The organism is Youxingia wuxianensis (assembly GCF_014385085.1).
Taxonomy (GTDB): domain Bacteria; phylum Bacillota; class Clostridia; order Oscillospirales; family Ruminococcaceae; genus Youxingia; species Youxingia wuxianensis.
Genome location: NZ_JACRTD010000005.1, coordinates 150,475 through 170,494, shown reverse-complemented (window position 1 = coordinate 170,494; position 20,020 = coordinate 150,475). Strand labels below are relative to the sequence as shown.

Annotated in this window: 19 protein-coding genes and 1 pseudogene; 19 read left to right on the top strand and 1 reads right to left on the bottom strand. The window is 56.4% G+C overall.

Annotated elements, in window-relative coordinates:
* The first annotated feature begins 52 nt into the window (after positions 1-52).
* From H8705_RS08505 to H8705_RS08415, 19 genes and pseudogenes are all read left to right on the top strand, one after another.
* A complete protein-coding gene (locus tag H8705_RS08505; RefSeq protein WP_262395390.1) occupies positions 53-1,810 on the top strand; it encodes a hypothetical protein in 1,758 nt (585 codons plus the stop codon).
* A gap of 22 nt (positions 1,811-1,832) precedes the next feature.
* Entirely contained in the window at positions 1,833-2,180 is a 348-nt protein-coding gene (locus H8705_RS08500) for a DUF3852 domain-containing protein (RefSeq protein ID WP_087295600.1), read from the top strand.
* A gap of 9 nt (positions 2,181-2,189) precedes the next feature.
* On the top strand, positions 2,190-2,615 hold the full coding sequence (locus H8705_RS08495; RefSeq protein ID WP_118427275.1) for a hypothetical protein: 426 nt from the start codon (positions 2,190-2,192) through the stop codon (positions 2,613-2,615).
* 95 nt (positions 2,616-2,710) lie between these two features.
* A complete protein-coding gene (locus H8705_RS08490; protein WP_118427273.1) occupies positions 2,711-3,610 on the top strand; it encodes a conjugal transfer protein TrbL family protein in 900 nt (299 codons plus the stop codon).
* Positions 3,607-5,458: pseudogene (locus H8705_RS08485) on the top strand (DNA cytosine methyltransferase). Before H8705_RS08490 ends, H8705_RS08485 begins: the two are co-directional and overlap by 4 nt.
* 117 nt (positions 5,459-5,575) lie before the next feature.
* Positions 5,576-5,911 (top strand): 4-oxalocrotonate tautomerase, encoded by a 336-nt coding sequence (locus H8705_RS08480; protein WP_262395389.1) that lies wholly within the window; start codon positions 5,576-5,578, stop codon positions 5,909-5,911.
* 63 nt (positions 5,912-5,974) lie between these two features.
* Positions 5,975-6,232: a hypothetical protein gene (locus tag H8705_RS08475; RefSeq protein ID WP_116721455.1), complete on the top strand. Its 258-nt coding sequence runs from the start codon at positions 5,975-5,977 to the stop codon at positions 6,230-6,232.
* A 1-nt stretch (position 6,233) separates the two neighbouring features.
* A complete protein-coding gene (locus H8705_RS08470) occupies positions 6,234-6,626 on the top strand; it encodes a hypothetical protein (protein WP_116721456.1) in 393 nt (130 codons plus the stop codon).
* Entirely contained in the window at positions 6,623-7,204 is a 582-nt protein-coding gene (locus H8705_RS08465; RefSeq protein ID WP_262395388.1) for a hypothetical protein, read from the top strand. Before H8705_RS08470 ends, H8705_RS08465 begins: the two co-directional genes overlap by 4 nt.
* A gap of 145 nt (positions 7,205-7,349) precedes the next feature.
* On the top strand, positions 7,350-9,113 hold the full coding sequence (locus H8705_RS08460; protein ID WP_262395410.1) for a VirB4 family type IV secretion system protein: 1,764 nt from the start codon (positions 7,350-7,352) through the stop codon (positions 9,111-9,113).
* A 398-nt stretch (positions 9,114-9,511) separates the two neighbouring features.
* Positions 9,512-10,309 (top strand): hypothetical protein, encoded by a 798-nt coding sequence (locus H8705_RS08455; RefSeq protein WP_316248651.1) that lies wholly within the window; start codon positions 9,512-9,514, stop codon positions 10,307-10,309.
* A 14-nt stretch (positions 10,310-10,323) separates the two neighbouring features.
* Positions 10,324-10,581, top strand: coding sequence for a DUF6103 family protein (locus H8705_RS08450; RefSeq protein WP_087238872.1), 258 nt, complete (start codon positions 10,324-10,326; stop codon positions 10,579-10,581).
* On the top strand, positions 10,578-11,192 hold the full coding sequence (locus H8705_RS08445; protein ID WP_262395386.1) for a DUF3848 domain-containing protein: 615 nt from the start codon (positions 10,578-10,580) through the stop codon (positions 11,190-11,192). Before H8705_RS08450 ends, H8705_RS08445 begins: the two co-directional genes overlap by 4 nt.
* Complete coding sequence (locus H8705_RS08440; RefSeq protein WP_262395385.1) at positions 11,189-12,217, top strand: hypothetical protein; 1,029 nt, start codon at positions 11,189-11,191, stop codon at positions 12,215-12,217. Before H8705_RS08445 ends, H8705_RS08440 begins: the two co-directional genes overlap by 4 nt.
* A gap of 116 nt (positions 12,218-12,333) precedes the next feature.
* Positions 12,334-12,945 carry a hypothetical protein gene (locus tag H8705_RS08435; protein ID WP_262395384.1) on the top strand — a complete coding sequence of 204 codons (612 nt, stop codon included), beginning with the start codon at positions 12,334-12,336 and terminating at the stop codon, positions 12,943-12,945.
* A gap of 3 nt (positions 12,946-12,948) precedes the next feature.
* Positions 12,949-14,907, top strand: coding sequence for a MobP3 family relaxase (mobP3, locus tag H8705_RS08430; protein ID WP_262395383.1), 1,959 nt, complete (start codon positions 12,949-12,951; stop codon positions 14,905-14,907).
* A 255-nt stretch (positions 14,908-15,162) separates the two neighbouring features.
* Positions 15,163-15,825, top strand: coding sequence for a DUF3991 and toprim domain-containing protein (locus tag H8705_RS08425; RefSeq protein ID WP_262395382.1), 663 nt, complete (start codon positions 15,163-15,165; stop codon positions 15,823-15,825).
* A gap of 116 nt (positions 15,826-15,941) precedes the next feature.
* Positions 15,942-17,759, top strand: coding sequence for a type IV secretory system conjugative DNA transfer family protein (locus tag H8705_RS08420; protein WP_262395381.1), 1,818 nt, complete (start codon positions 15,942-15,944; stop codon positions 17,757-17,759).
* Positions 17,756-18,013, top strand: coding sequence for a helix-turn-helix domain-containing protein (locus H8705_RS08415; RefSeq protein WP_087272026.1), 258 nt, complete (start codon positions 17,756-17,758; stop codon positions 18,011-18,013). The genes H8705_RS08420 and H8705_RS08415 overlap by 4 nt, the downstream gene beginning before the upstream one ends.
* Before the next feature lie 169 nt (positions 18,014-18,182).
* Here H8705_RS08415 and H8705_RS08410 read toward each other — a convergent pair whose 3' ends face one another.
* Complete coding sequence (locus H8705_RS08410) at positions 18,183-19,703, bottom strand: transposase (RefSeq protein ID WP_262395380.1); 1,521 nt, start codon at positions 19,701-19,703, stop codon at positions 18,183-18,185.
* Between the last annotated feature and the right edge of the window lie 317 nt (positions 19,704-20,020).

Here is a 20,020-nt window from a genome sequence, read left to right as displayed (position 1 = left end):
CATGGCGCAGTCGGAAGCGGCTGCGCCCTTTTTTTGCCGAAAGGAGTCCTGCATGAGAAAAATTCTCGCACTCTTTTTATCCCTCGCTCTTCTTCTGGGAACGGCCATGCCTGCGTTTGCCGCCACCGGCGAGGGAAATATCGATGGTGGTGGCGGCAACATGGGCAGCGGTAATTCTTCAAGCTATTGGAATCCCGGCATGGACGGTGTGAGAGTTACAGTGATAAACGCTGAAAGCCATGCTGTTGTGACAACGCCGGTTGATCTCACCAACAAAACGCCCTCTACAGGTATCATCCACTTCGGGAAGGTCTGCAAACTCACATATAACGGTGGTGCGTCACTATCGCCGGTTGTGGGCGGTTATTCCTATCGAAATCCCTCCCAGAGTTTACCCAGAATCATTTCCTCGGGGTCATCTTCGGCCAGCATTGAGGCCATCCGAAGCTACTTCACGGATGAACAGGTCATTCGTTCTCTGGCAGGTTATGTCGGCATGGACTTCGATACATTGGTCAATGGCGACTACAAGATCATCATCGAGCCGATTGCGTACCTGAATTATGACGGACAGCAGTTTGCAATGACCGCCACCGAAGCTGCTTTGTATGATCAGGTGGTCAGTGGTGACCTGCGCTATTGGATGGGTTCGCTGACCCATCAGAATCTCCCACTCGCTATCTTCCTGGAGGAAGCCGACCTCGGGTATCCTGCGTGGTCAGGCAGCACCACAAGCAAGGTCAGCAACGAGCAGATCATCTCCTCGCTGGGGATCGGCATCGTCCGCTTCAACGATGAGGTGGAGGAACCGGAGGTGGATGAGTTTGACTACGAATACCGGGTGGACACCGATGTCATTACCTCGGTGGAGGTATCCGGCGGACAGTCAGACCCGGACAACCCGGTCACCGTGCAGTTTGTGATCGAAGGCAGCACCTATACCATCAGCAATGTGTACTATCCGGACGGCGACAGCCAGCTGGTCTGGGTGAAGTGGCATACCCCCGATGAACCCTGTGTTTGCACCATTCAGGTCAGGGTGCTGGGCGGAGGCACGGCGCAAAGCACCATCACCGCCAACATTGTGGATTTGGACGGCAACGACCCGCCCAATCCCGTGGCCGATGACCGAAACGACACCTTCACCCTCGTGGATATCCCAGAGAAAGAAGAAGTGTCCTCCGCCTCCTGGGGCATCTGGTCTCCCTGGTGGCAGGAGAATTGGGTGTGGGTTGAAAACTGGGAGAAGTGCTGGCACACGGATCGGTGGACGGACAGCGAGGGCAAATCCCACACGGACCGTTGGTACCACTGGGTGGACAACGGCTGGTGGGAGGATCAGGGCTGGTGGGAATTTGATTATAACGCCTACACAGCCAGCCTGACGGCAACCATGGTCATCACGCCGGACAGCCTGTCGCCCACGGCATCTTCCTCTGCGCTCAAGAGCGGATACGGCATCCAGCAGAGCGTTACGGCCAGCGTCAGCACCACACAGAGCGCCGCAGTTACTGCGGCTCAGAATGCGGTGACCTCTTTCCCGGAGTTCAACTACGAGGGCTTTTGGAGGCTCCTGAACCGAAGCATCAGCGGCAAACGCTCCACCTTCACTTTCAAGGACAATCCATACAGCACCTATAATCGTCCGACCCATTTCACACCGATATGGTATCCCGATGGGAGCTATACGCCGTACACCTGGCTACTGGACTGCTGGACACCGGCGGGAATGCTGTCGCTAAACCTCACGGACTCCGTCCGGATTTCCGGAGATCTTTGGGAGGACTGGCATATCGCCCCCACAAATTAACAACATACAACGGAGGGAATTTATGCGTAAATTCAACTATAAGCGCCTGATCGTTATGCTTGTCGTGGTCTTGGCAATGACCTGCCTCATGGCGACCACAGCTTTCGCCGCAGGTACCGGGGATGTGGCCGGTGCCGTCGAAAGCACCTGGTCCACTGCATCCACCCAGATCAAGTCGGTGGTCGACAATGTGGTGTTTCCCGCCATCGACCTGATTCTGGCCGTCTTCTTCTTTGCCAAGCTGGGCACCGCCTACTTCGAGTACAGAAAATCCGGCCAGTTCGAGTGGGCGGCTCCCGCCATCCTGTTTGCCTGCCTCGTGTTTACCCTCACTGCGCCCATGTATCTCTGGAGCATTATCGGCATCTAAGGAGGGTATATGAACTTTTTCGAGCAAGAGCTTCACAAAATCGTTGCCCCAAAGTATCCGGACGCCACCTATGTAGGCCGGGCCTGCTATGTGCGTCTCGATGAGTTGAATCGGGCAAAGATCCAGTTCGTCACGGGGATCGTCGCAAATCAATACCATGCCCTTCGCGTTTCCATTCTGAATCGGAACGAAGGCCAGGTGGATGTGCTGCTTCTGAATCTTTCCGACATCCTCGGGAAAAAGCAAACCGGCAACCCGAACTTCCGCAATGGGATCAATCCCTACATCTGGGATGACTACGGGAAAGCGGATTGGTATGTCTACCATCCCAACAGTCAGGACTACCAGCAGCTCACAGACGCAGTATCGGATTATCTGGAGGTGTTTCAGGAGCAAGCCCAAACCGCTGCCCCCCAGTGGCAGCAGACCATGTAAAGAACTGACCCAGGGGCCGTACCAGCTGTACGGCCCCTGGCCTTTTATCCCAAGCAGTTGGTGCGGCCTCACCCCGAAAAGAGGTGAACGAACCATTGTTTATTTGGGATTTTGTTGCCGACACCATCCTCGGTCAAATCGTGGATTGGATCTACGGACAGGTCATGGGCTTTCTCGGAAACTTTTTCGCCGAGATGGGCAACATGGGCGTCGAGCTGTTCGAACTGAGCTGGGTGCAGAGCATTGTACTGTTTTTCTCTTATCTGGCCTGGGCGCTCTATGTGACCGGTCTTGTTGTGGCCTGTTTTGAGTGCGGCATCGAGTATTCCTCCGGCAGAGGGAACCTCAAAGAAACCGCTCTGTGTGCCATCAAGGGCTTTATGGCGGTGAGCCTGTTTACGGTTGTGCCGATTCGGCTCTATGAGCTTTCCGTCACATTGCAGGCAAGCCTCACCGCGGGGATCACAGGGTATGGCACCTCCATCGGCGAGGCGGCAACCGAGATTGTGAATTCACTCAGCGGCATTGATTCGCTGACTGGAATGACCACCGGCTCATACTTCGGCTTTGCTTCCATCACCAGCCCAATCATGCTTTTATTCTGCATCATTCTGATGGCCTACGCCGTGATAAAGGTCTTCTTCGCAAACCTGAAGCGCGGCGGCATTCTGCTCATTCAAATTGCAGTGGGCAGTCTCTATATGTTCAGCGTCCCACGCGGTTATACGGATGGTTTCATCCAATGGTGCAAGCAGATCATCGGATTGTGCCTGACCGCTTTCCTGCAATCCACCATTCTCATCGCCGGTCTCATGGTATTCAAGGACCATGCCCTCCTTGGCCTTGGTCTGATGCTGTCCGCCGGCGAGATCCCTCGTATTGCCGGCGCCTTTGGTCTGGATACCACCACAAGAGCCAATATCATGTCTGCAGTCTATACCGCTCAGGCTGCGGTCAATACCACAAGGACCGTTGTTCAGGCGGTAGCCAAATGAAGACGCTGACAATGGGCAGCTTGTTTGACGGGATTGGCGGTTTTCCCCTGGCTGCGGTTCACAACGGCATCGTACCTGTGTGGGCAAGTGAGATCGAAGCCTTTCCCATTGAGGTGACAAAGATTCGTTTCCCCGACATGGCACATGTGGGCGACATTACAAAGCTTGACGGAGCAAAGCTGCCGCCGGTGGACATCATCTGCGGCGGCTCGCCCTGCCAGGACTTATCTGTGGCCGGAAACCGTGCCGGTCTCTCCGGTGAACGCTCCGGCCTTTTTATGGAACAGGTTCGAATCGTAAAGGAGATGAGAGATGCGGATAGACAACGAGGCCGAGCAGCTCTCGATATACGACCTCGATTTATGGTGTGGGAAAATGTGCCCGGAGCCTTCTCCAGCGGAACACCAAAAGGAGAGGATTTCCGGATCGTCCTCGAGGAGATCGTCCGAATTAAAGTCAGTGGTGTTTCAATCCCTCGACCTGACACCGGGCGCTGGGAACCTGCTGGGCGAATTCTATTGGGAGCTGATTTCTCCCTGGCGTGGAGATGCCTTGACGCTCAATACTGGGGTGTCCCCCAGAGAAGAAAAAGAATCTTCCTTGTCGCAGATTTTGCAGGACGATCCGCCAGACAAATACTATTTGACCAGGAAAGCCTGCCTGGGCATCCTGCGCAGAGCCTTTGAACGCGGGAAAGAGCTGCCCCGAAAGCTCAATCAGGCGCTTGAAATTCAGTCAGGAGTCGCTCCACCAGCCGATACGGTTCACAATCAGCAACCGCCTCACGCCAGCCAGCAGGACGGCTGCATCGAGGGCTTCGATGGCTATAACGGTGATCTGACCGGTGCGGTAGCGGCCACCCTGGGCGTGAACTGCGGGATGTCCACTGGCCGCAACGGCCTTGTCCAGCCGATTGCCTTTGCCGCAAACCAGCGGGATGAGGTCAGAGATCTGCACGATGTGGCCGGAGCGTTGGGCGCCCAGCCGGGAATGAAGCAGCAGACTTTCATCGCGGAGGGTGTCGTGGCCAAAGGCAACGGCGATTGTTTTCTGACGCCGGAACGGCACACATCTCTGAGTGCAGGCGGCGGTCAGGCCGGTCAGGGGTATCCCTGTGTCCTGACTGCTGGCTTCTCTGCCGGGGCAGGAGCCTCTGCCGGAAGCATCGGCTACGGCGAGGAGCTTGCCCCCACCTTGAAAGGCAGCGCCAGCGGAAACTGTATGCCATCCATCTTATGCCTGAACGACCAAGGCGGCAGCGTGATGGAGTGCAGCCTGGACATCACAGGGACGCTTCGGGCCCAGGAACATGGGCATCAGCCCTTGGTCTACGAGAACCACGGCATTGATTCCCGCTACGCCGGCCCCCATAAAGTGGCGCCTACCATGTCCGCGCGGTATGGTACAGGCGGAAACAATGTCCCGCTTGTGGAGCAGGAACAGGTATTCTGCATCACCGGCAATGCTATTGACCGGCAGCCTCAAAACGGCGGCAATGGGATCGGATACCAAGCAGACCTCGCCTATACGCTGACTGCCACCGATCACCATGCCGTGTTCAGCAGACAGCGAGTCGACATTTTCAAAGATGGAGAGGTAACAAGCACTCAAAGCGCACGCCAGCACAAGGATGCCACGGATCTGGTGCTGCAGGGTACAGATCAGCCAAGGCTCATCCGCAGGCTGACACCTCTGGAATGTGAAAGGCTCCAAGGTTTTCTGGACGGTTGGACTGACATTCCCAACGCCTCTGACTCTTCCCGGTATAAGGCACTGGGCAACAGCGTGGTCATTCCGTGCGTGGACTATGTCCTTTTTGGCATTGCTCTGGTGCTTCTCGCCGGCTGAGCCGGGCTTGTTGCTTATGCTTCGTTTGCAGCTTGCTTCTTCGTTGGGTTCTGTGAATAGCTATTTACCGCCGGGCGCAGTATGCTTTGCTTACAAAATCAGAGAAAGGAGTAACCCATGGGAGCAAAGAAGAATCTCTGCGGAATGATCCCGGAAGAACTGCACGCCAGAGCTGTGGCAGAAAAGGAACAGCTTGGCCTCAAGACTCTGGGCGAGTATGTGGAGCTGATACTCAAAGAACACTTCGAAGGAGGAGGAATCACTATGGCAGAAACCAAGACTCTCGCATTCAAGATCACCGAGGAGCTGGATCAGCGGCTGAAGGACTTCATTGCCGCAGAAAAAAAGCGCGGCAGAAAAATCACGCAGAAAGAATTCGTCATCGGTCTTATCGAGCAGGCGCTGGCTGAGTACGAGGCGCAGAATCAGCCCGCCGAGATGACCGAAGCATAAATATGCCGCACCGGCCGCTGGGGAGCATATCCCCGGCGGTTTGTTTTTTGGAGGTGAACCACCCTGTATATCTACCCTGACAATCTGACTGCCAAGGCCATGCTGTGGCTTTGGGAACTCAGGGATGTGGGCGTCATTGGCGTAGGGCTTTTGGTCTCTATCCTGGCGCTGACACAGACCGGAATTTTTATTCCGCTGGTGCTGACGGCAGTCTATGCCTTCCTCAGCATCCGTTTTGACGGCACGAGCATTCTGGATTTTATCCGGTATGCAGTGGCCTTCCTGATTACCAAACAGCAATTCTATGAATGGAGAATGTGATATGTTCCACGCCGACACACTCTATGACAACGAGGAAAACTTCGGCCTGCCGGAAATCGAGGAGCGGGATCTGTCCGCCTCCCTGACGCTCCGGTGGAGCCGGAAGCGCAAGCGGTGGGAGTGCCGCAACGCCTTCTTCTGGCAGGATGCCAAGAACAAGTGGAGCTGCCGCAGCCAGGACGGCAGATATTACTATGGCTTCCGCAGCCTGCGGGCCCTGCTGAAAAGCTATGTGGGCGGCCTTCTGTGCGAGAAGTCCCTCTGCTACAGCGCCAAGAACGCCAGGGCAAAATACTGGTTCAGCCAGAACCCCAGACGGGTGACCTGCTGTGTCACCATGCGCTGCACCGGCTTTTTCCCGCCTTGCTTTCCCAAAGGAGGAATGAAGCTATGAGCAGAAAGAAAAAAGAGAATGCCGCGCAATCGACCCGGCAGCTCATGGGGATCGACGGCATCAAGGACTATTGCATCGCCACCCGCGTGGGCGATCTGGTCTTTTTTATCATCAAGCCCACCAACATCAGCGTCCTGTCCGATTCCAGCATCAGCGCCAGGATCTACGCCCTGCTGAATGTGGTCAAGGGGCAGGCGGAAATTGAGATACTGGCCCTCAACTCCAAGGAGTCCTTTGAGCGAAACAAAAGCTTCTATCAGGAGCGCATGGGCAGCGAGGAACTTCCTGCCATCCGGCGACTTCTGGAGCAGGACAGCAAGCATTTGGATCGCATCCAGGTGCTGATGGCATCCAGCCGGGAGTTTTATATCATCATCCGGCTGCGAAGCGAAAAGGAAACGGATGTGTTCCCGTATCTCAGCCGCATTGAGCAGAGCATCAATGACAATGGGTTTACCACCCGCCGCGCCACCGAGCAGGATCTCAAGCGGATGCTGGGCGTTTATTTCGAGCAAAATGTGACCACCGAGAAGTTCGAGGACTACGACGGGGACCGCTGGGTCATCGTGGGCGAGTAAATCAATTCATCATAGGCCGTGGAGGTGTTCCACTCCATGGCCGGGATGCCTCCACGGAGAATAGGAGGCATCCATTTTGGCAAAGAAAGCGAAAAGACCGGTTCCGCAGAGCCGTGAGGAGGCGTCCATCAAATCCTTTTTGGATATGATTGCCCCCTCTGTGGTCAGCTTCATGCCGGATCATTTTATCTTCGGCAACACCTACCGCTGCGTTTGGGCACTCCGCGAATACCCGACCAGCACGGATGAGCAGGCTATTCTCCGCCATCTGGGAGAAAAGGACGGCGTCACCCTGCGGATCTACACCCGGCAGGTCACCCCGGCTGAGGAAAAACGCATCATTCAGAACGCCGCCAACAAGAACCGCCTGAACAGCTCCAACACCAACGACCTGCAGCAGACGGTCACCGCCGAGAGCAACCTTCAGGATGTGGCCACCCTGGTGGCCACCATGCACCGCAACCGTGAGCCTCTGCTCCACTGCGCTGTATACATTGAGCTGACCGCATCCGACTACAACAACCTCAAGCTGCTCCAGACCGATGTGCTGACGGAGCTGGTGCGGAGCAAGCTGAATGTGGATAAGCTCCTGCTCCGTCAGCAGCAGGGCTTCCGCTGCGTCAATCCCTGCGGCCACAACACATTCGGCATCCAGTTTGAACGGGTGCTGCCCGCCTCCAGCGTGGCGAATCTCTATCCCTTCAACTACTCTGGCAAGCTGGACTCCAAAGGCTTCTACATCGGCAAAGACAAATACGGCAGCAACATTCTGGTGGACTTCGACCAGCGGGACGAGGACAAGACCTCCGCCAACATCCTTATCCTGGGCAACTCCGGCCAGGGCAAGTCCTACCTGATGAAGCTGCTGATCCTGAATCTGCTGGAGTCCGGCAAATCCGTCATCAGCCTGGACGCCGAACATGAACAGCAGGAGATGTGCGAGGCGGTGGGCGGCTGCTTCGCAGACCTGATGGCCGGGCAGTACATCATCAATGTGCTGGAACCCAAGTGCTGGGATGACGGCGGAGACCCCAACGCCACCGACGCGCCGGAGGCCTTTCGCAAAAGCACCCTGCTGGCGCAGCACATCTCCTTCCTCAAGGACTTTTTCCGGGCCTACAAGGATTTCAGCGACGCGCACATCGACACCATCGAGATCATGCTGTCCAAGCTGTATCGCAAGTTCGGCATCACCGAGCGCACCAACTTCAGCCGGATGTGCCCGGAGGACTATCCCATCCTCTCCGACCTCTACGATCTCATTGAGGAGGAATTCAAGACCTACGACGCCGACCGTCACCAGCTCTACACCCAAAAGCTCCTGCAAGAGGTGCTGCTGGGGCTGCACTCCATGTGCAAGGGCGCTGACGCCCAGTTCTTCAACGGGCATACCAACATTACCTCCAGCCGCTTCCTGGTGTTCGGCGTCAAGGGAATGCTCAGCGCCGCCAAAAATGTCCGCAACGCCATGCTCTTCAATGTGCTGTCCTTCATGTCCGATAAGCTCCTGACCGTGGGCAATACCGTGGCAGCTCTGGATGAGCTGTATATCTGGCTGTCCAACCCCACCGCCATCGAGTACATCCGAAATTGTCTGAAGCGTGTGCGAAAGAAGGAATCGGCGATGCTGCTGGCCAGTCAGAATCTGGAGGACTTCGATCAGGAGGGCGTCCGTGAGATGACCAAACCCCTGTTCAGCATCCCGCCTCACCAGTTTCTGTTCAATGCCGGCTCCATCGACAAGCGGTCCTACATGGATATGCTCCAGCTGGAGGAGTCGGAATACAATCTCATCAAGTTCCCCCAGCGCGGCGTCTGCCTGTACAAGTGCGGCAATGAACGATATCTGCTGGAGGTTCACGCCCCGGCCTACAAGGAGAAACTCTTCGGAACGGCAGGTGGTCGCTGATGGCTGTTTCTGCTGCCGCAGTGGCCAAGGCCGCTGCCATGCTGCTTACCAACGAAAAGACCCGTAAAGGTTTGGGCTGGATTCTGGTGGCAATCTTTTCACCCGTCATTCTTTTGATCGCCCTGCTCTGCTCCCTTGGCTCAGGCGGGGCGGAGCATAACAACTATTCGGTGGAGGCATGCTTCTACGGAGCGGAATTCTCCGCAGAAGTTCCGGCGGAGTTCCGATATCACATCGTGGAAATGCGCTCGGCCTTTTCTCTTCTGGATTCGGCGGTGTCCTCTGCCAATGGGCAGATGGACAGCGGCAACAGCCTTGACCCGATCAGAGTCAAGGCTGTTTTTTATGCCCTCTGCTTTGGGGACGACGCCCCGTCCACACGGGCGTCGAACAGCTTCGTGGGGTGCTTCTACACCACCGAAACCCGAACACGAACCGTGGAAGTGACTCTGGAGGACGGGACCACAAGTACAGAGGAAGAAGAATACACCGTCGCGGTGCCGGTCTCTCTGTCCCAGGCCTACGCCAATCTGGAAGCCCATCTGGGCAGAGAGATCACGGACGATGACAAGAGCAACATCGACCATATCTATACCATGATAGCCGGTACCGTGGGAGGCGGCAGCTACAGCGGCGAGTATCTCAGAGGGGATGGGAGCAGCATAGAGCTGGACATCTCCGCCTTCACCGATCCAACCACCAAGAACGCCGCAGACCTTGTGACCTACGCCATCCACGCCTGGGAGTCCGGCTGGGGCTATGTCTGGGGAACATACGGCAGTGTCCTCACCGGTTCGCTCTTCGCCTACAAGCTGGAGCAGTACCCTGACGGTGTCGGCAGCTATGCGGACTTCATCCGTGCCAACTGGCTGGGAGGCAGAACCACAGACTGCGTGGGCCTGATCAAAGGGTACGGATGGCTCAATCCCGACACCATGACTATCGAGTATGGAACCAACGGGATGCCGGATCTTGGCGCCAACCAGATGTATTATAACGCCTCAGTATCCGGAACCATCGACACCATGCCGGATATCCCCGGCCTCGCTGTCTGGCATGACGGTCACATTGGCGTGTACACCGGTGACGGTTATGTGATTGAAGCTATGAATACCAAAAAAGGTGTGGTGAAAACAAAGCTGGAGGGTCGGGGCTGGACCCACTGGCTGCAGATCGAATACATCAACTACGACTGAGAAAGGAAGTGCCAATGAAGCAAGTGAACCTGACCATCACCTTCGACGAGGAGAAGCTCTCTGCGCTCAAACGCTATATGGGCAAGAAGGAGCTTGACCTGGACCGTGAGATGACGGATGCGCTGGTGAAGCTCTATGAAAAATATGTACCCGCCCCCGTGCGGGAGTATATCGATGAGAGCGATGTAAGCGCCGCCGCTCCGAGCAAGTCCCGGCGCAGCCCGAGAGCCGCCGCACCGAAGCCTGACCAGGAACCGGAGGTGATCCAGTGAACAAAGATGAGATCGCCATGGATTACAAGAAAGAGCTGAAGAAGCGGATCAGCGCAGACTATGAACGCCGGGTCAAGCAGTGGATGGCAGCCGATCCCTCTCAGCTGATCGATGCCGCTGAGGAGATCACCGCCGCACGGTTGATCCGTGACAATATCGAGGACGCCATCAATGAGGAGGACGCCAGATTTCTGCTGGGGCTGGACGAGCCGCTGGATGAGCTGGCAGACCGCTGGATTGCGGAGAATGGTCTGGATGCCTCCCATGGTGAGGAACTTCTCCACTGCGTCTGGACGCTTCGGGAGGAACTGTCTGATGACGCAGGCACACGCACGGTTCGTGATTTCCTGGCCACCCATGTTGGCGGCATCTTTTCCCTGATGACTCCGTGCGGCTTTGTGCCCCTGACCGCAGCCCAGGCGGAAGGACTGATGAGCGGCCAGAGTGCCGCGGCGCATCCCGGCGTGCCCGGCATCACGATGTCGCTCTCTGCCGACAATCTTCTCAGTCAGACGGTCAACAGCGCCAACTACGCAAACGGCGTGTGGCACCTCCTGACCGAGTACCCTGAGATGAAGCAGTGCGGGCCGGAAATGGGAGGAATGCAATGAGGGGCCGTGAGATCACACTCTGGCTCGACGAGCGGTGGTACGACGCTCTGAGCAAACAACTGAAGGGGGAAACGCTGGAGGAGCATCTGGAGAATATCCTTGATGAAATGTGCAACCAGCTTCCTCAGCGGGAGTACGAGCGCATCAGCCATGAGCTCTGGGCAGAGCAGCAGGCGGAGGAGGAGGCTCGGGAGGCCGCACGGCGCTTCGCCGTCTTTCATGTCACGGAGAACGGCGGCTCCGATTATATTCTGGCCGAGGAAAAACTCGAGCTGCTCTCGACCGCCCGCCGTCTGCGCAGCTACATCCGCAAGCCGCCCGACGAGGCGCCCCACCGCTTTGTCGAAACGCTGCTGCACACCCAGCGAATCTCTCAGGAGGAGTTCAACTCCTATGTGTCGGAGCGGCTGGACAACACCGGCCGGGTGGTGGGTGCCTACGACATCGACCTCGACAGCGGAGATATGGAAGCCGTCAGCATCATGGATGGCTGGAAGCGGTTCAGAATCCGGGATGTGAGCACCGCCGCCTACTTCGCTATGAAGAAGGGCAACGCTTCGTCGGACGAAAGGTGGCGGATCTTCCTGGACCGTCTGGAGGAGAGGGCGCTCATCCAGGAGCCGGAATACCTCACCGGCAGCCGGCGGCTCTGCGCCGAGGACATCTCCTTCGCCGAGGACATTATTCAGAACGACAACCTGCTGGAGTTCTACATGGAAGTATCGTTCAATGCGGATGAAGTGTTCGGAACCGATGTCTGCACCTCCGAGAATGACGACTGGCTGAACATCTATGCCAACTACGATCTGGATACCCGTCGCGTCTGTGACACGCTGGAGGTGTATCTGCAGCGGGGCAACGGCGACGAGGAGGCGTTCAAGTATCGCCTCAGCGCCGAGGAGCAGGCTCTGCTCCTCCCCAAGATGAACACCTACTGTCAGGAACACTGGGGCCAGAGTTTGGAGGAGTGCTGCGGGGACTATCTGTCGGAGCAGAGCCAGGAGTCCCCAGAGATGCAGATGTAGCGCCGTGTCGCCCCCTGTGAGCCGCTGTGTGCGGCTTTCAGCGACCAGCCGACCGTGTACCCCTCCAGAGGGAAGCGGGCGGAATTTGGGCCGCTTTCCAGGAGAGCGGGAAGCTGGTGAAAGCGAAGCAGGAGAAAGAGCCGGGGACAAGGCCGCCCCCGGCTCTCCCACTTCTGCCCGCAGTGCGGGCAGTTTCCGGCTTTTCGCAGCGGGGACAATCCGGCGGGTGGAAAGAGCTGTTGGACCCTATGATGCGGAAAAGCTCCGCTGTGGCAAGGGTTCTCAGCGGGGACTTGACGAAAAAAGGAGTGGTTTTACTGAAGTCTGAAAGCAGAAAAACGAAGAAGGGGTTCTGGATCTCTGAGGATCTGGACGAGAAGGTAGACATCTACCTGCGCATCGACAACTGCGCCAGCCGGAGCGAGTTCGTTGAGCAGGCGCTCCGGTTTTACATTGGCTACCTGAACACTAAGAACGCCGGCGCCTTTCTGCCCGAAGCGTTCTCTGCCATGATGACCGGCACACTGGATTACTATACCGGTCGCATGGGCTCGCTCCTGTTCAAGCAGGGTGTGGATCTCAATGTGCTGGGGCAGATCATCGCCTACGACACCGATATCGACGAAGGCGAGTACCAGCGTCTGCGGGGACGCGCCATTCGGGATATGAAGCGCACCAACGGGCGCATCTCGTTCAAGGATGCGCTGGACTTCCAGAAGTCGGTGTAACCCATGGCAAAGCTCGTACAGAAAAGCGGCTACATCAAATCCGAAAAGGCCGGCGGGTACATGAAATACATTGCCATCCGCGAAGGTGTGGAGAAGCTGACCGGCAACGGTCCCGTCACCAAAGGACAGCGGGAACTGATCCAAAAGCTCCTGCATGATTTCCCTGATGCCGTGGATCTGTTCGAGTATGAGGATTACCGTAAGACGCCTACCCTTGGTACCGCATCAGCCTTCATCACCATGGCGCTGGATGCAAACCTCCACGAAATAAATTCTGAGAGCGGATACCTGTCCTACATTGCCACCCGCCCCCGTGTGGAGCGCCGCGGGGCCCATGGCCTGTTCAGCTCCGCCGCCGCGGTAGACCTCGACGCAGCCATGTCCGAGCTGGAAGCCCATGACGGAAATGTGTGGACCATCATCTACTCCCTGCGCCGTGAGGATGCTGCCCGGCTGGGGTACGACAATGCGGACGCATGGCGCGGCCTGCTCATGATGCACGCACAGGATCTGGCCAAGGCCATGAAGATACAGGCTGATCACTTCCGCTGGTATGCGGCCTTCCACAATGAGGGGCATCACCCCCACATCCACATGATGGTCTGGTCAGACGATCCGAAGGAGGGCTTCCTGACCAGGGAAGGCATTGCGGCCATGCGCTCCAAGCTGACCAACACCATCTTCCGGGATGAGATGATCCAGATCTACGAGCGGAAGGATGTTGCCTATAAAGAGCTGATCGAAGCGGCGCAGGATACCATGCGGGAGCTGATTCAGAAGATGGAGCATCAGCTCTGCGACAACCCTGTCATCGAGAAGCAGATGCGCCAGCTGGTGCAGGCGCTGGAAACCACCACCGGGAAAAAGCAGTATGGCTATCTGAAGAAACCGCTCAAAGCATTGGTGGACACCATCGTGGACGAGCTGGCCCGGCAGCCGGAAGTAGCAAAGTGCTATGAAACCTGGAATCAGATCCGGGATGAGCTGAACGAGTGCTATGGCAGCCGTACACCGCGGGAACATCTCCCGCTCTCTCAGCAGAAAGAGTTCCGCCGGATCAAAAACGATATCATCCGGGAGGCCGAGAACATCCGCCTCGGCCTCCCGACTTTTGAAGATGAGAAGATGCAAGATGAGCCGGAGCCGGAGGCGGCACATGAGGAGCAGCGATCCAGCAGCGTATATGAACAGGCTCGACGCTATCGTGCCGCCAAAACGGTTCTGCAGGATGTCTATGCGCTGGATGAGGAACACGCCGAAGCCGTCCGGGTGCTGGAACAGCTCTGGGTGGAAGGATACACGGTGGCGGCGCATCAACTGGGAAAGTTCTACCGGGAAGATCTCTCCACCATGCGGGATCATGAAAAAGCGGAGCGTTGGTTTCGCTTATCCGCAGAGGCCGGAAATGACTTTTCGGCATACGCACTCGGGAAGCTCCTGCTCTCTCAAAAGCGCACCGATGAGGCGGTGCGCTGGCTGGACAAGGCCGCCGGGCATGGGAATCCGTTTGCCCAATACCGCCTTGGGAAGCTCTGTCTCACCGGTGAGTCCGTAAAGAAGGATGTGAGAAAAGCTCTGGAGTACCTGACTGCCGCCGCCAGACAAGGAAACCCGTTTGCTCAGTACACACTGGGCAAGCTGTATCTCCTGGGCCGGGATGTGGAACAGGATCGGGAGCAGGCCAGGGATTGGTTCACCCGCTCCGCTGCCCAGGGCAATGCGTATGCTCAATTCTTCCTTGACCGCTTTGACCAGTTCCGAGATCCGTCCGTCATGCTGGCGGCAACCAAGCTGCTCCATCACATGAGCCGGATCTTCCGGGACAATTCCATGCCGCCTCGCAATCCGGCAGGGATTCGCATTGATTCCAAACGGCGCAAGCGGCTGACGGAAAAGCGGATGGCCATGGGCCACAAGGCGGATGATCATGAGGAGCAGGTATCCTATCAGCAGACCATGTAACAGGAGGAGCCTATGTCGACTTACATTCATTTCACGGAAGAACAGAAGCAGCGAGCCGCCTCCGTTGATCTGGAGGAGTTCCTCCGCTGCCGGGGCGAAAAGCTCCTTGCCTCCGGCAGAGAGAAACGGCTGGCCCGTGACCATAGTGTCACCATCCGCGGCAACGAGTGGTACGATCATGCCGAGGAGCGGGGCGGCCACGCCGTCAGCTTCGTGCAGCGGTTTTATCACCTCAGCTATCCGGAGGCGGTGACCATGCTTCTGGGAGGCGAGCTGGGAACGGTTTATCCCTCTGCCGAAGAACGGGTAGAGGAGCCGCCGAAGCCCTTTGTCCTTCCGCCGGCCAATTCCAATATGCGCCGGGTCTATGCCTATCTGGTCAAGCACCGGAATATCGACCGGAGCGTTGTGGCGCACTTTGCAAGAGAGAAGCTGCTGTATGAAGACGCCGATTACCACAATGCGGTTTTCGTGGGTACGGATGAAGACGGCGTCCCCCGCCATGCCCACAAGCGCAGCGCCAACAGCTTCGGCAAAGCCTTCCGGCTCAATGTGGAGGGCTGCGATCCCCGCCACAGCTTCCACCACATCGGCACAGATGGGAGCCTCTATGTGTTCGAAGCTCCCATCGATATGCTCTCCTACATCACGCTCCATCCGGAGGGCTGGCAGAGCCACAGCTATGTGGCCTGCTGCGGCACCTCCATTCAGCCGGTGCTGAAGCTGCTGGAGCGGCAGCCGCAAATCAATACGGTCCTGCTCTGCCTCGACAATGACGAGGCTGGCCATCTGGCCAGCCGGCGCATGAAGGAACAGCTGGCAGAGAGGTACACGGTGGAAAGGCTCATTCCCGCACACAAGGATTGGAATGATGATCTGACCGCTGAGGAACCGTCCTACGCACAAGTCATGCAGTAAATAACAACAACGCACACCACTTCCTGTTCGCCCGAAGTAGGCCGTAACAAGAGTGATGTGCGCATTCAGAAGTATGGAACCGAGCAGGAAGTGGTGTGCCCTGAAAGGGGTTAACCATGCCACACCAAGTCCTGATTTTGTTGGCCGCCGGCGGGCTGATGTTTCTGGTCATCGGCTGTCTGGCCGCCTTGTCCCACTACTATACCCTGAGCGGGATCAAATCCAAAACGGTCGGCGACGGCCAGCACGGCACCGCAAGATGGGCCACAGCCAAAGAGATCCGGCAGACCTATGCCCATGTTCCCTTCGAGGTGAAGAAATGGCGCAGCGGCCAGAACCTGCCCACGGAGCAGGGGCTGGTGCTGGGGTGCAAGGGAAAGAAAGGCGAACTCACCGCCCTCGTGGACAGCGATGACATCCACTGCCTGATGATCGGTGCTTCCGGCATCGGCAAGACCGCCTATTTTCTCTATCCCAATCTGGAGTACGCCTGCGCCAGCGGCATGAGCTGGCTGGCGCTGGACAGCAAGGGTGACCTCGCCCGCAATTACGGCGCCATTGCCAAGAACTGCTATGGGTATCAGAATGTGGCCGTGATCGACCTACGAAATCCCACCCGCTCGGATGGCAACAATCTGCTGACGCTGGTCAACCGGTATATGGACATTGCCCGGAGTGACCCGAACAATCTCGCGGCCCGGGCCAAGGCCGAGAAATACGCCAAAATCCTGTCCAAGACCATCGTCAATCCGGACGGCGATGACAGCAACCGCGGTCAGAACGCTTTCTTCTACGATGCGGCGGAAGGTCTGCTCACCTCGGTCATCCTGATGCTTGCCGAGTTCCTGCCGCCCGATAAAGACCACCCCCAGGAGCGCCGGCATATCGTCTCCGTGTTCAAGCTGGTGCAGGATCTGCTGGAGCCCAGCCGTGTCAAGGGCAAGAGCCACTTCCAGCTCCTGATGGCAAAACTGCCGCCGGATCACAAGGCGAGGTGGTTTGCCGGTGCCGCCCTCAACAGCGCCGAGCAGGCAATGGCCTCCGTCATGTCTACAGTGCTGTCCCGCTTGAATGCCTTTCTGGACAGCGAGCTGGAGCAGATCCTGTGCTTCGACAGCGCCATTGACGCTGAGAAGTTTGCTTCGGAGAAGTCTGCCATCTTCCTGATCCTGCCGGAAGAAGACACAACCAAGAACTTCATGGCCGGTCTCATGATCCAGAACCTGAGCCGGGAGCTGTTCGCTGTGGCCGATGAGAACGGCGGCAAGCTGAAAAACCGGGTGGTGCTTTTCTGTGACGAATTCGGCACCATGCCCCCGTTTGATATACTGCCCCTTTTCTCCGCTGGACGCTCTCGCCGGTTAACGCTCGTGCCGATCATCCAGTCCTTAGCGCAGCTCGAAAAAAACTACGGGAAAGAGGGCTGCGAGATCATTCAGGACAACTGCCAGGACACCATCTTCGGCGGCTTTGCACCCAACAGCCAGACTGCGGAGGTGCTGTCCAAAGCCCTGGGCAGCCGCACCGTCCTCTCCGGCTCGGTGAGCCGGGGCAAGAACGATCCCAGCCAGAGCCTGCAGATGATGGAGCGCGCCCTGCTGACGCCCGACGAGCTGAAATCCATTCCCAAGGGCAGCTTTATCGTCATGAAAACCGGCACTCATCCCATGCGGACCCGGCTCCAACTCTTCTTAAACTGGGGCATTACCTTCGGGGAGCCGTATGTGGTGCCGGAGAGAGCCAACCGAGCGGTGGCCTATGCCAACCGGGTGAATCTGGAGCGGAATCTCCCGCAGCTCAGTGAGCCGGAGGAGATGGACGAAAGCCGCGGCTATGCGGTATCCAGCCGGGGCGGCATCGCCCATGCTCCGGCTCAGGAGAGGGCTGTAAAAAGAGGAAAGCAAATGAAGACATTCGGAGAGGAGGAACGATGAGTTACTTCGGAACGATTTACGCCGACACTGAGCTTCCCTCCAGAGCGAAGGCGGTCTATATGTACCTGCGGGATCGCTCCGATGCCGAGGGAAAGTGCTGGCCGGGCATCAAGACCATTGCCTCGGACATGAAGCTGTCCCGCTCCACGGTCAAGCGGGCGCTGCACGATCTGGAGCAGCACGGCTATCTCCAAAAAGATTCCCGGCACAGGCCGAATGGGAGCAGCACCTCCAACCTCTATACCGTGAAATAAAAGAGAGAGTGGTTTGTACCAAAATGTGACATTAAGGTCAAAAGGGAGGTTTTGAAGTTAGCGCAGCTAATGTTAGGCCTGTTTTGCTGCTCCAAAACAATATCATACCAATAAAAATTGCCTGCCGGCCCTCTATACGGGCCGGCAGGCAATCCAATCTTCCGATTGTTTAACTGAGGAGAGGATTTTGGGCGCAGGACAACAAGCCTCTCCGGTGTCGAAGAAGTTTGTTGAAATTCATTGCGGAGATTTTAGCCCCAAAAAAGAATTTACTCGGGATAAATCCTCTCACGGGCATCTTGTCTACTTGGTACCGGTTACGCAGTATGGACGGAACCGATTCTATTCCGTTCCGAATTCTATGCCAATTTTGAAAATCAGGTGCATGCATCTGTTGCTGCTGCCTTGCGCGCTCCACAGCCGAGCGGGAAAGTGACATTTGACAGGTCGCCCGTCGCTGCTTTGCCTGGCATTCTTCGCGGTGATCACATCCCATGCAATGTTCAGATTTAAAGTAGGCCCTGATTCGGGACGTTCTTTCTGTGTAGGAGCAGCGTATTGGCGCATATCCGGCTGGACATTGCTGCACACTCTTTCCGTTATCACTTAGCAGAAAACCGCCGTAAATATCCGGTACAGCTACACCCTTTAATGCTGTATTGATGAGCTCAATATTTTTCTCTGCTGCAAGTTCTCTGCACTCCTGCCCCACATAGCCGCCATCCGCAACAATCCGCACGGTCTCCTTTTGTTCTTCTGTGCGCGTAAGATGGTCGCGAAGAAAGCGCGGGTCGGAAAATATGTTTTTCTCATATTGATAATCCGTAATCACGGAACCGCTGCTGTCCACACTCTCCACCACATTCGCAGCATACCCAATATGGTCTTTCCCTGCCTTTGCACAGTATGTCGCATCCGGGTCAGTAGGATTTTGCAGGGAAGTTGTTGACGGGGATTCCTCTCCCTTCTTGCGAAGCCGTCTTCCGCCGCTTCCGGCAATGGTCTGCTCGTCCAGGCATCGGACAAGCAGACGATACTCCTCTGTTTCCTGATATTGTGCCGCACTCCGTAGCAGAAGCTGGTCCGCATCTTTCAGAATGGTCTCCATTCGCTCATTCATATCTGTGTTCCGGCAATGATACACGATGAAATTGCGGTCACCTGGCTGGCAGTAATGTTCCAGCCCTGTCAGTTTACCGATGCCTTCCTTCTTTTCGATACGCTTGGCAAGTCTTGCAACACAGGAATAGAGCAGCTCGATCCGGCTTAATTTTCGGATATTTGCCTCGATCATCAGCGAATCCATACGTTTGATGTGAGAATTGATCCCCATCAGTTTTGCGATTTTGCGGTTCAGATCGCAGACGCACTCATGGAACAAATCTACGTCGGTAGTTTTTTCGTATTCATAGCAGCGTTTCCGAAAACGGGACAAGGATTTGTCGCTCAACGGCTGCTCCTCGTAGCTGGTGGTGTGGAGAGCATACTGATAATGGATGTCCAGCATCAGATTCTCAACAATCTCGTCATCGGACAAAGTAAACAGTTCTTTTATAATGAGCGCACCCACAATAATATTGACTGGGGTATTGGGTCGTGAAGCATTTTGAGAATACAAAACTCGGAAACGTTCTTCGTCAATGGCGGGAAAAATCTCATCAGAAAACACTTTTGCCCATGACTTTTCCAAAAAGCTCCGCTCCCGTCTCGTGAGCCGGAGACTGCGGTCGAATATGGACAACTGCTGGCTTCCGTTGGCCCTGTATGACATCTTCCGCCACCACCCTGTTTTTATCTACATTATATCAAACCTGAAGTATTGTGTCACACCCCCTTTTGACCTTAATGTCAAAATGTAGTACAAACCGCTCTCTGAATGAATGGTAATTTCAAAATCTTCCGCCAAGGGAGAACTGCACCCATTCGCTGGACCCAGGGGCGGTTCATTGTGAACCACCCAGAAGGACTCACTCTATCAGAGATTTAGGTCAGAGAAAAGACATCCAT

Bases quoted from the DNA above. Each gene is read 5' to 3' on its own strand.
- H8705_RS08500 (WP_087295600.1), top strand. From the start codon at position 1,833: ATGCGTAAATTCAACTATAAGCGCCTGATCGTTATGCTTGTCGTGGTC.
- H8705_RS08425 (WP_262395382.1), top strand. From the start codon at position 15,163: ATGCTTCTGGGAGGCGAGCTGGGAACGGTTTATCCCTCTGCCGAAGAA.
- H8705_RS08465 (WP_262395388.1), top strand. From the start codon at position 6,623: ATGAGCAGAAAGAAAAAAGAGAATGCCGCGCAATCGACCCGGCAGCTC.
- H8705_RS08420 (WP_262395381.1), top strand. From the start codon at position 15,942: ATGCCACACCAAGTCCTGATTTTGTTGGCCGCCGGCGGGCTGATGTTT.
- H8705_RS08460 (WP_262395410.1), top strand. From the start codon at position 7,350: ATGATTGCCCCCTCTGTGGTCAGCTTCATGCCGGATCATTTTATCTTC.
- H8705_RS08505 (WP_262395390.1), top strand. From the start codon at position 53: ATGAGAAAAATTCTCGCACTCTTTTTATCCCTCGCTCTTCTTCTGGGA.
- H8705_RS08440 (WP_262395385.1), top strand. From the start codon at position 11,189: ATGAGGGGCCGTGAGATCACACTCTGGCTCGACGAGCGGTGGTACGAC.
- mobP3 (WP_262395383.1), top strand. From the start codon at position 12,949: ATGGCAAAGCTCGTACAGAAAAGCGGCTACATCAAATCCGAAAAGGCC.
- H8705_RS08415 (WP_087272026.1), top strand. From the start codon at position 17,756: ATGAGTTACTTCGGAACGATTTACGCCGACACTGAGCTTCCCTCCAGA.
- H8705_RS08495 (WP_118427275.1), top strand. From the start codon at position 2,190: ATGAACTTTTTCGAGCAAGAGCTTCACAAAATCGTTGCCCCAAAGTAT.
- H8705_RS08450 (WP_087238872.1), top strand. From the start codon at position 10,324: ATGAAGCAAGTGAACCTGACCATCACCTTCGACGAGGAGAAGCTCTCT.
- H8705_RS08480 (WP_262395389.1), top strand. From the start codon at position 5,576: ATGGGAGCAAAGAAGAATCTCTGCGGAATGATCCCGGAAGAACTGCAC.
- H8705_RS08470 (WP_116721456.1), top strand. From the start codon at position 6,234: ATGTTCCACGCCGACACACTCTATGACAACGAGGAAAACTTCGGCCTG.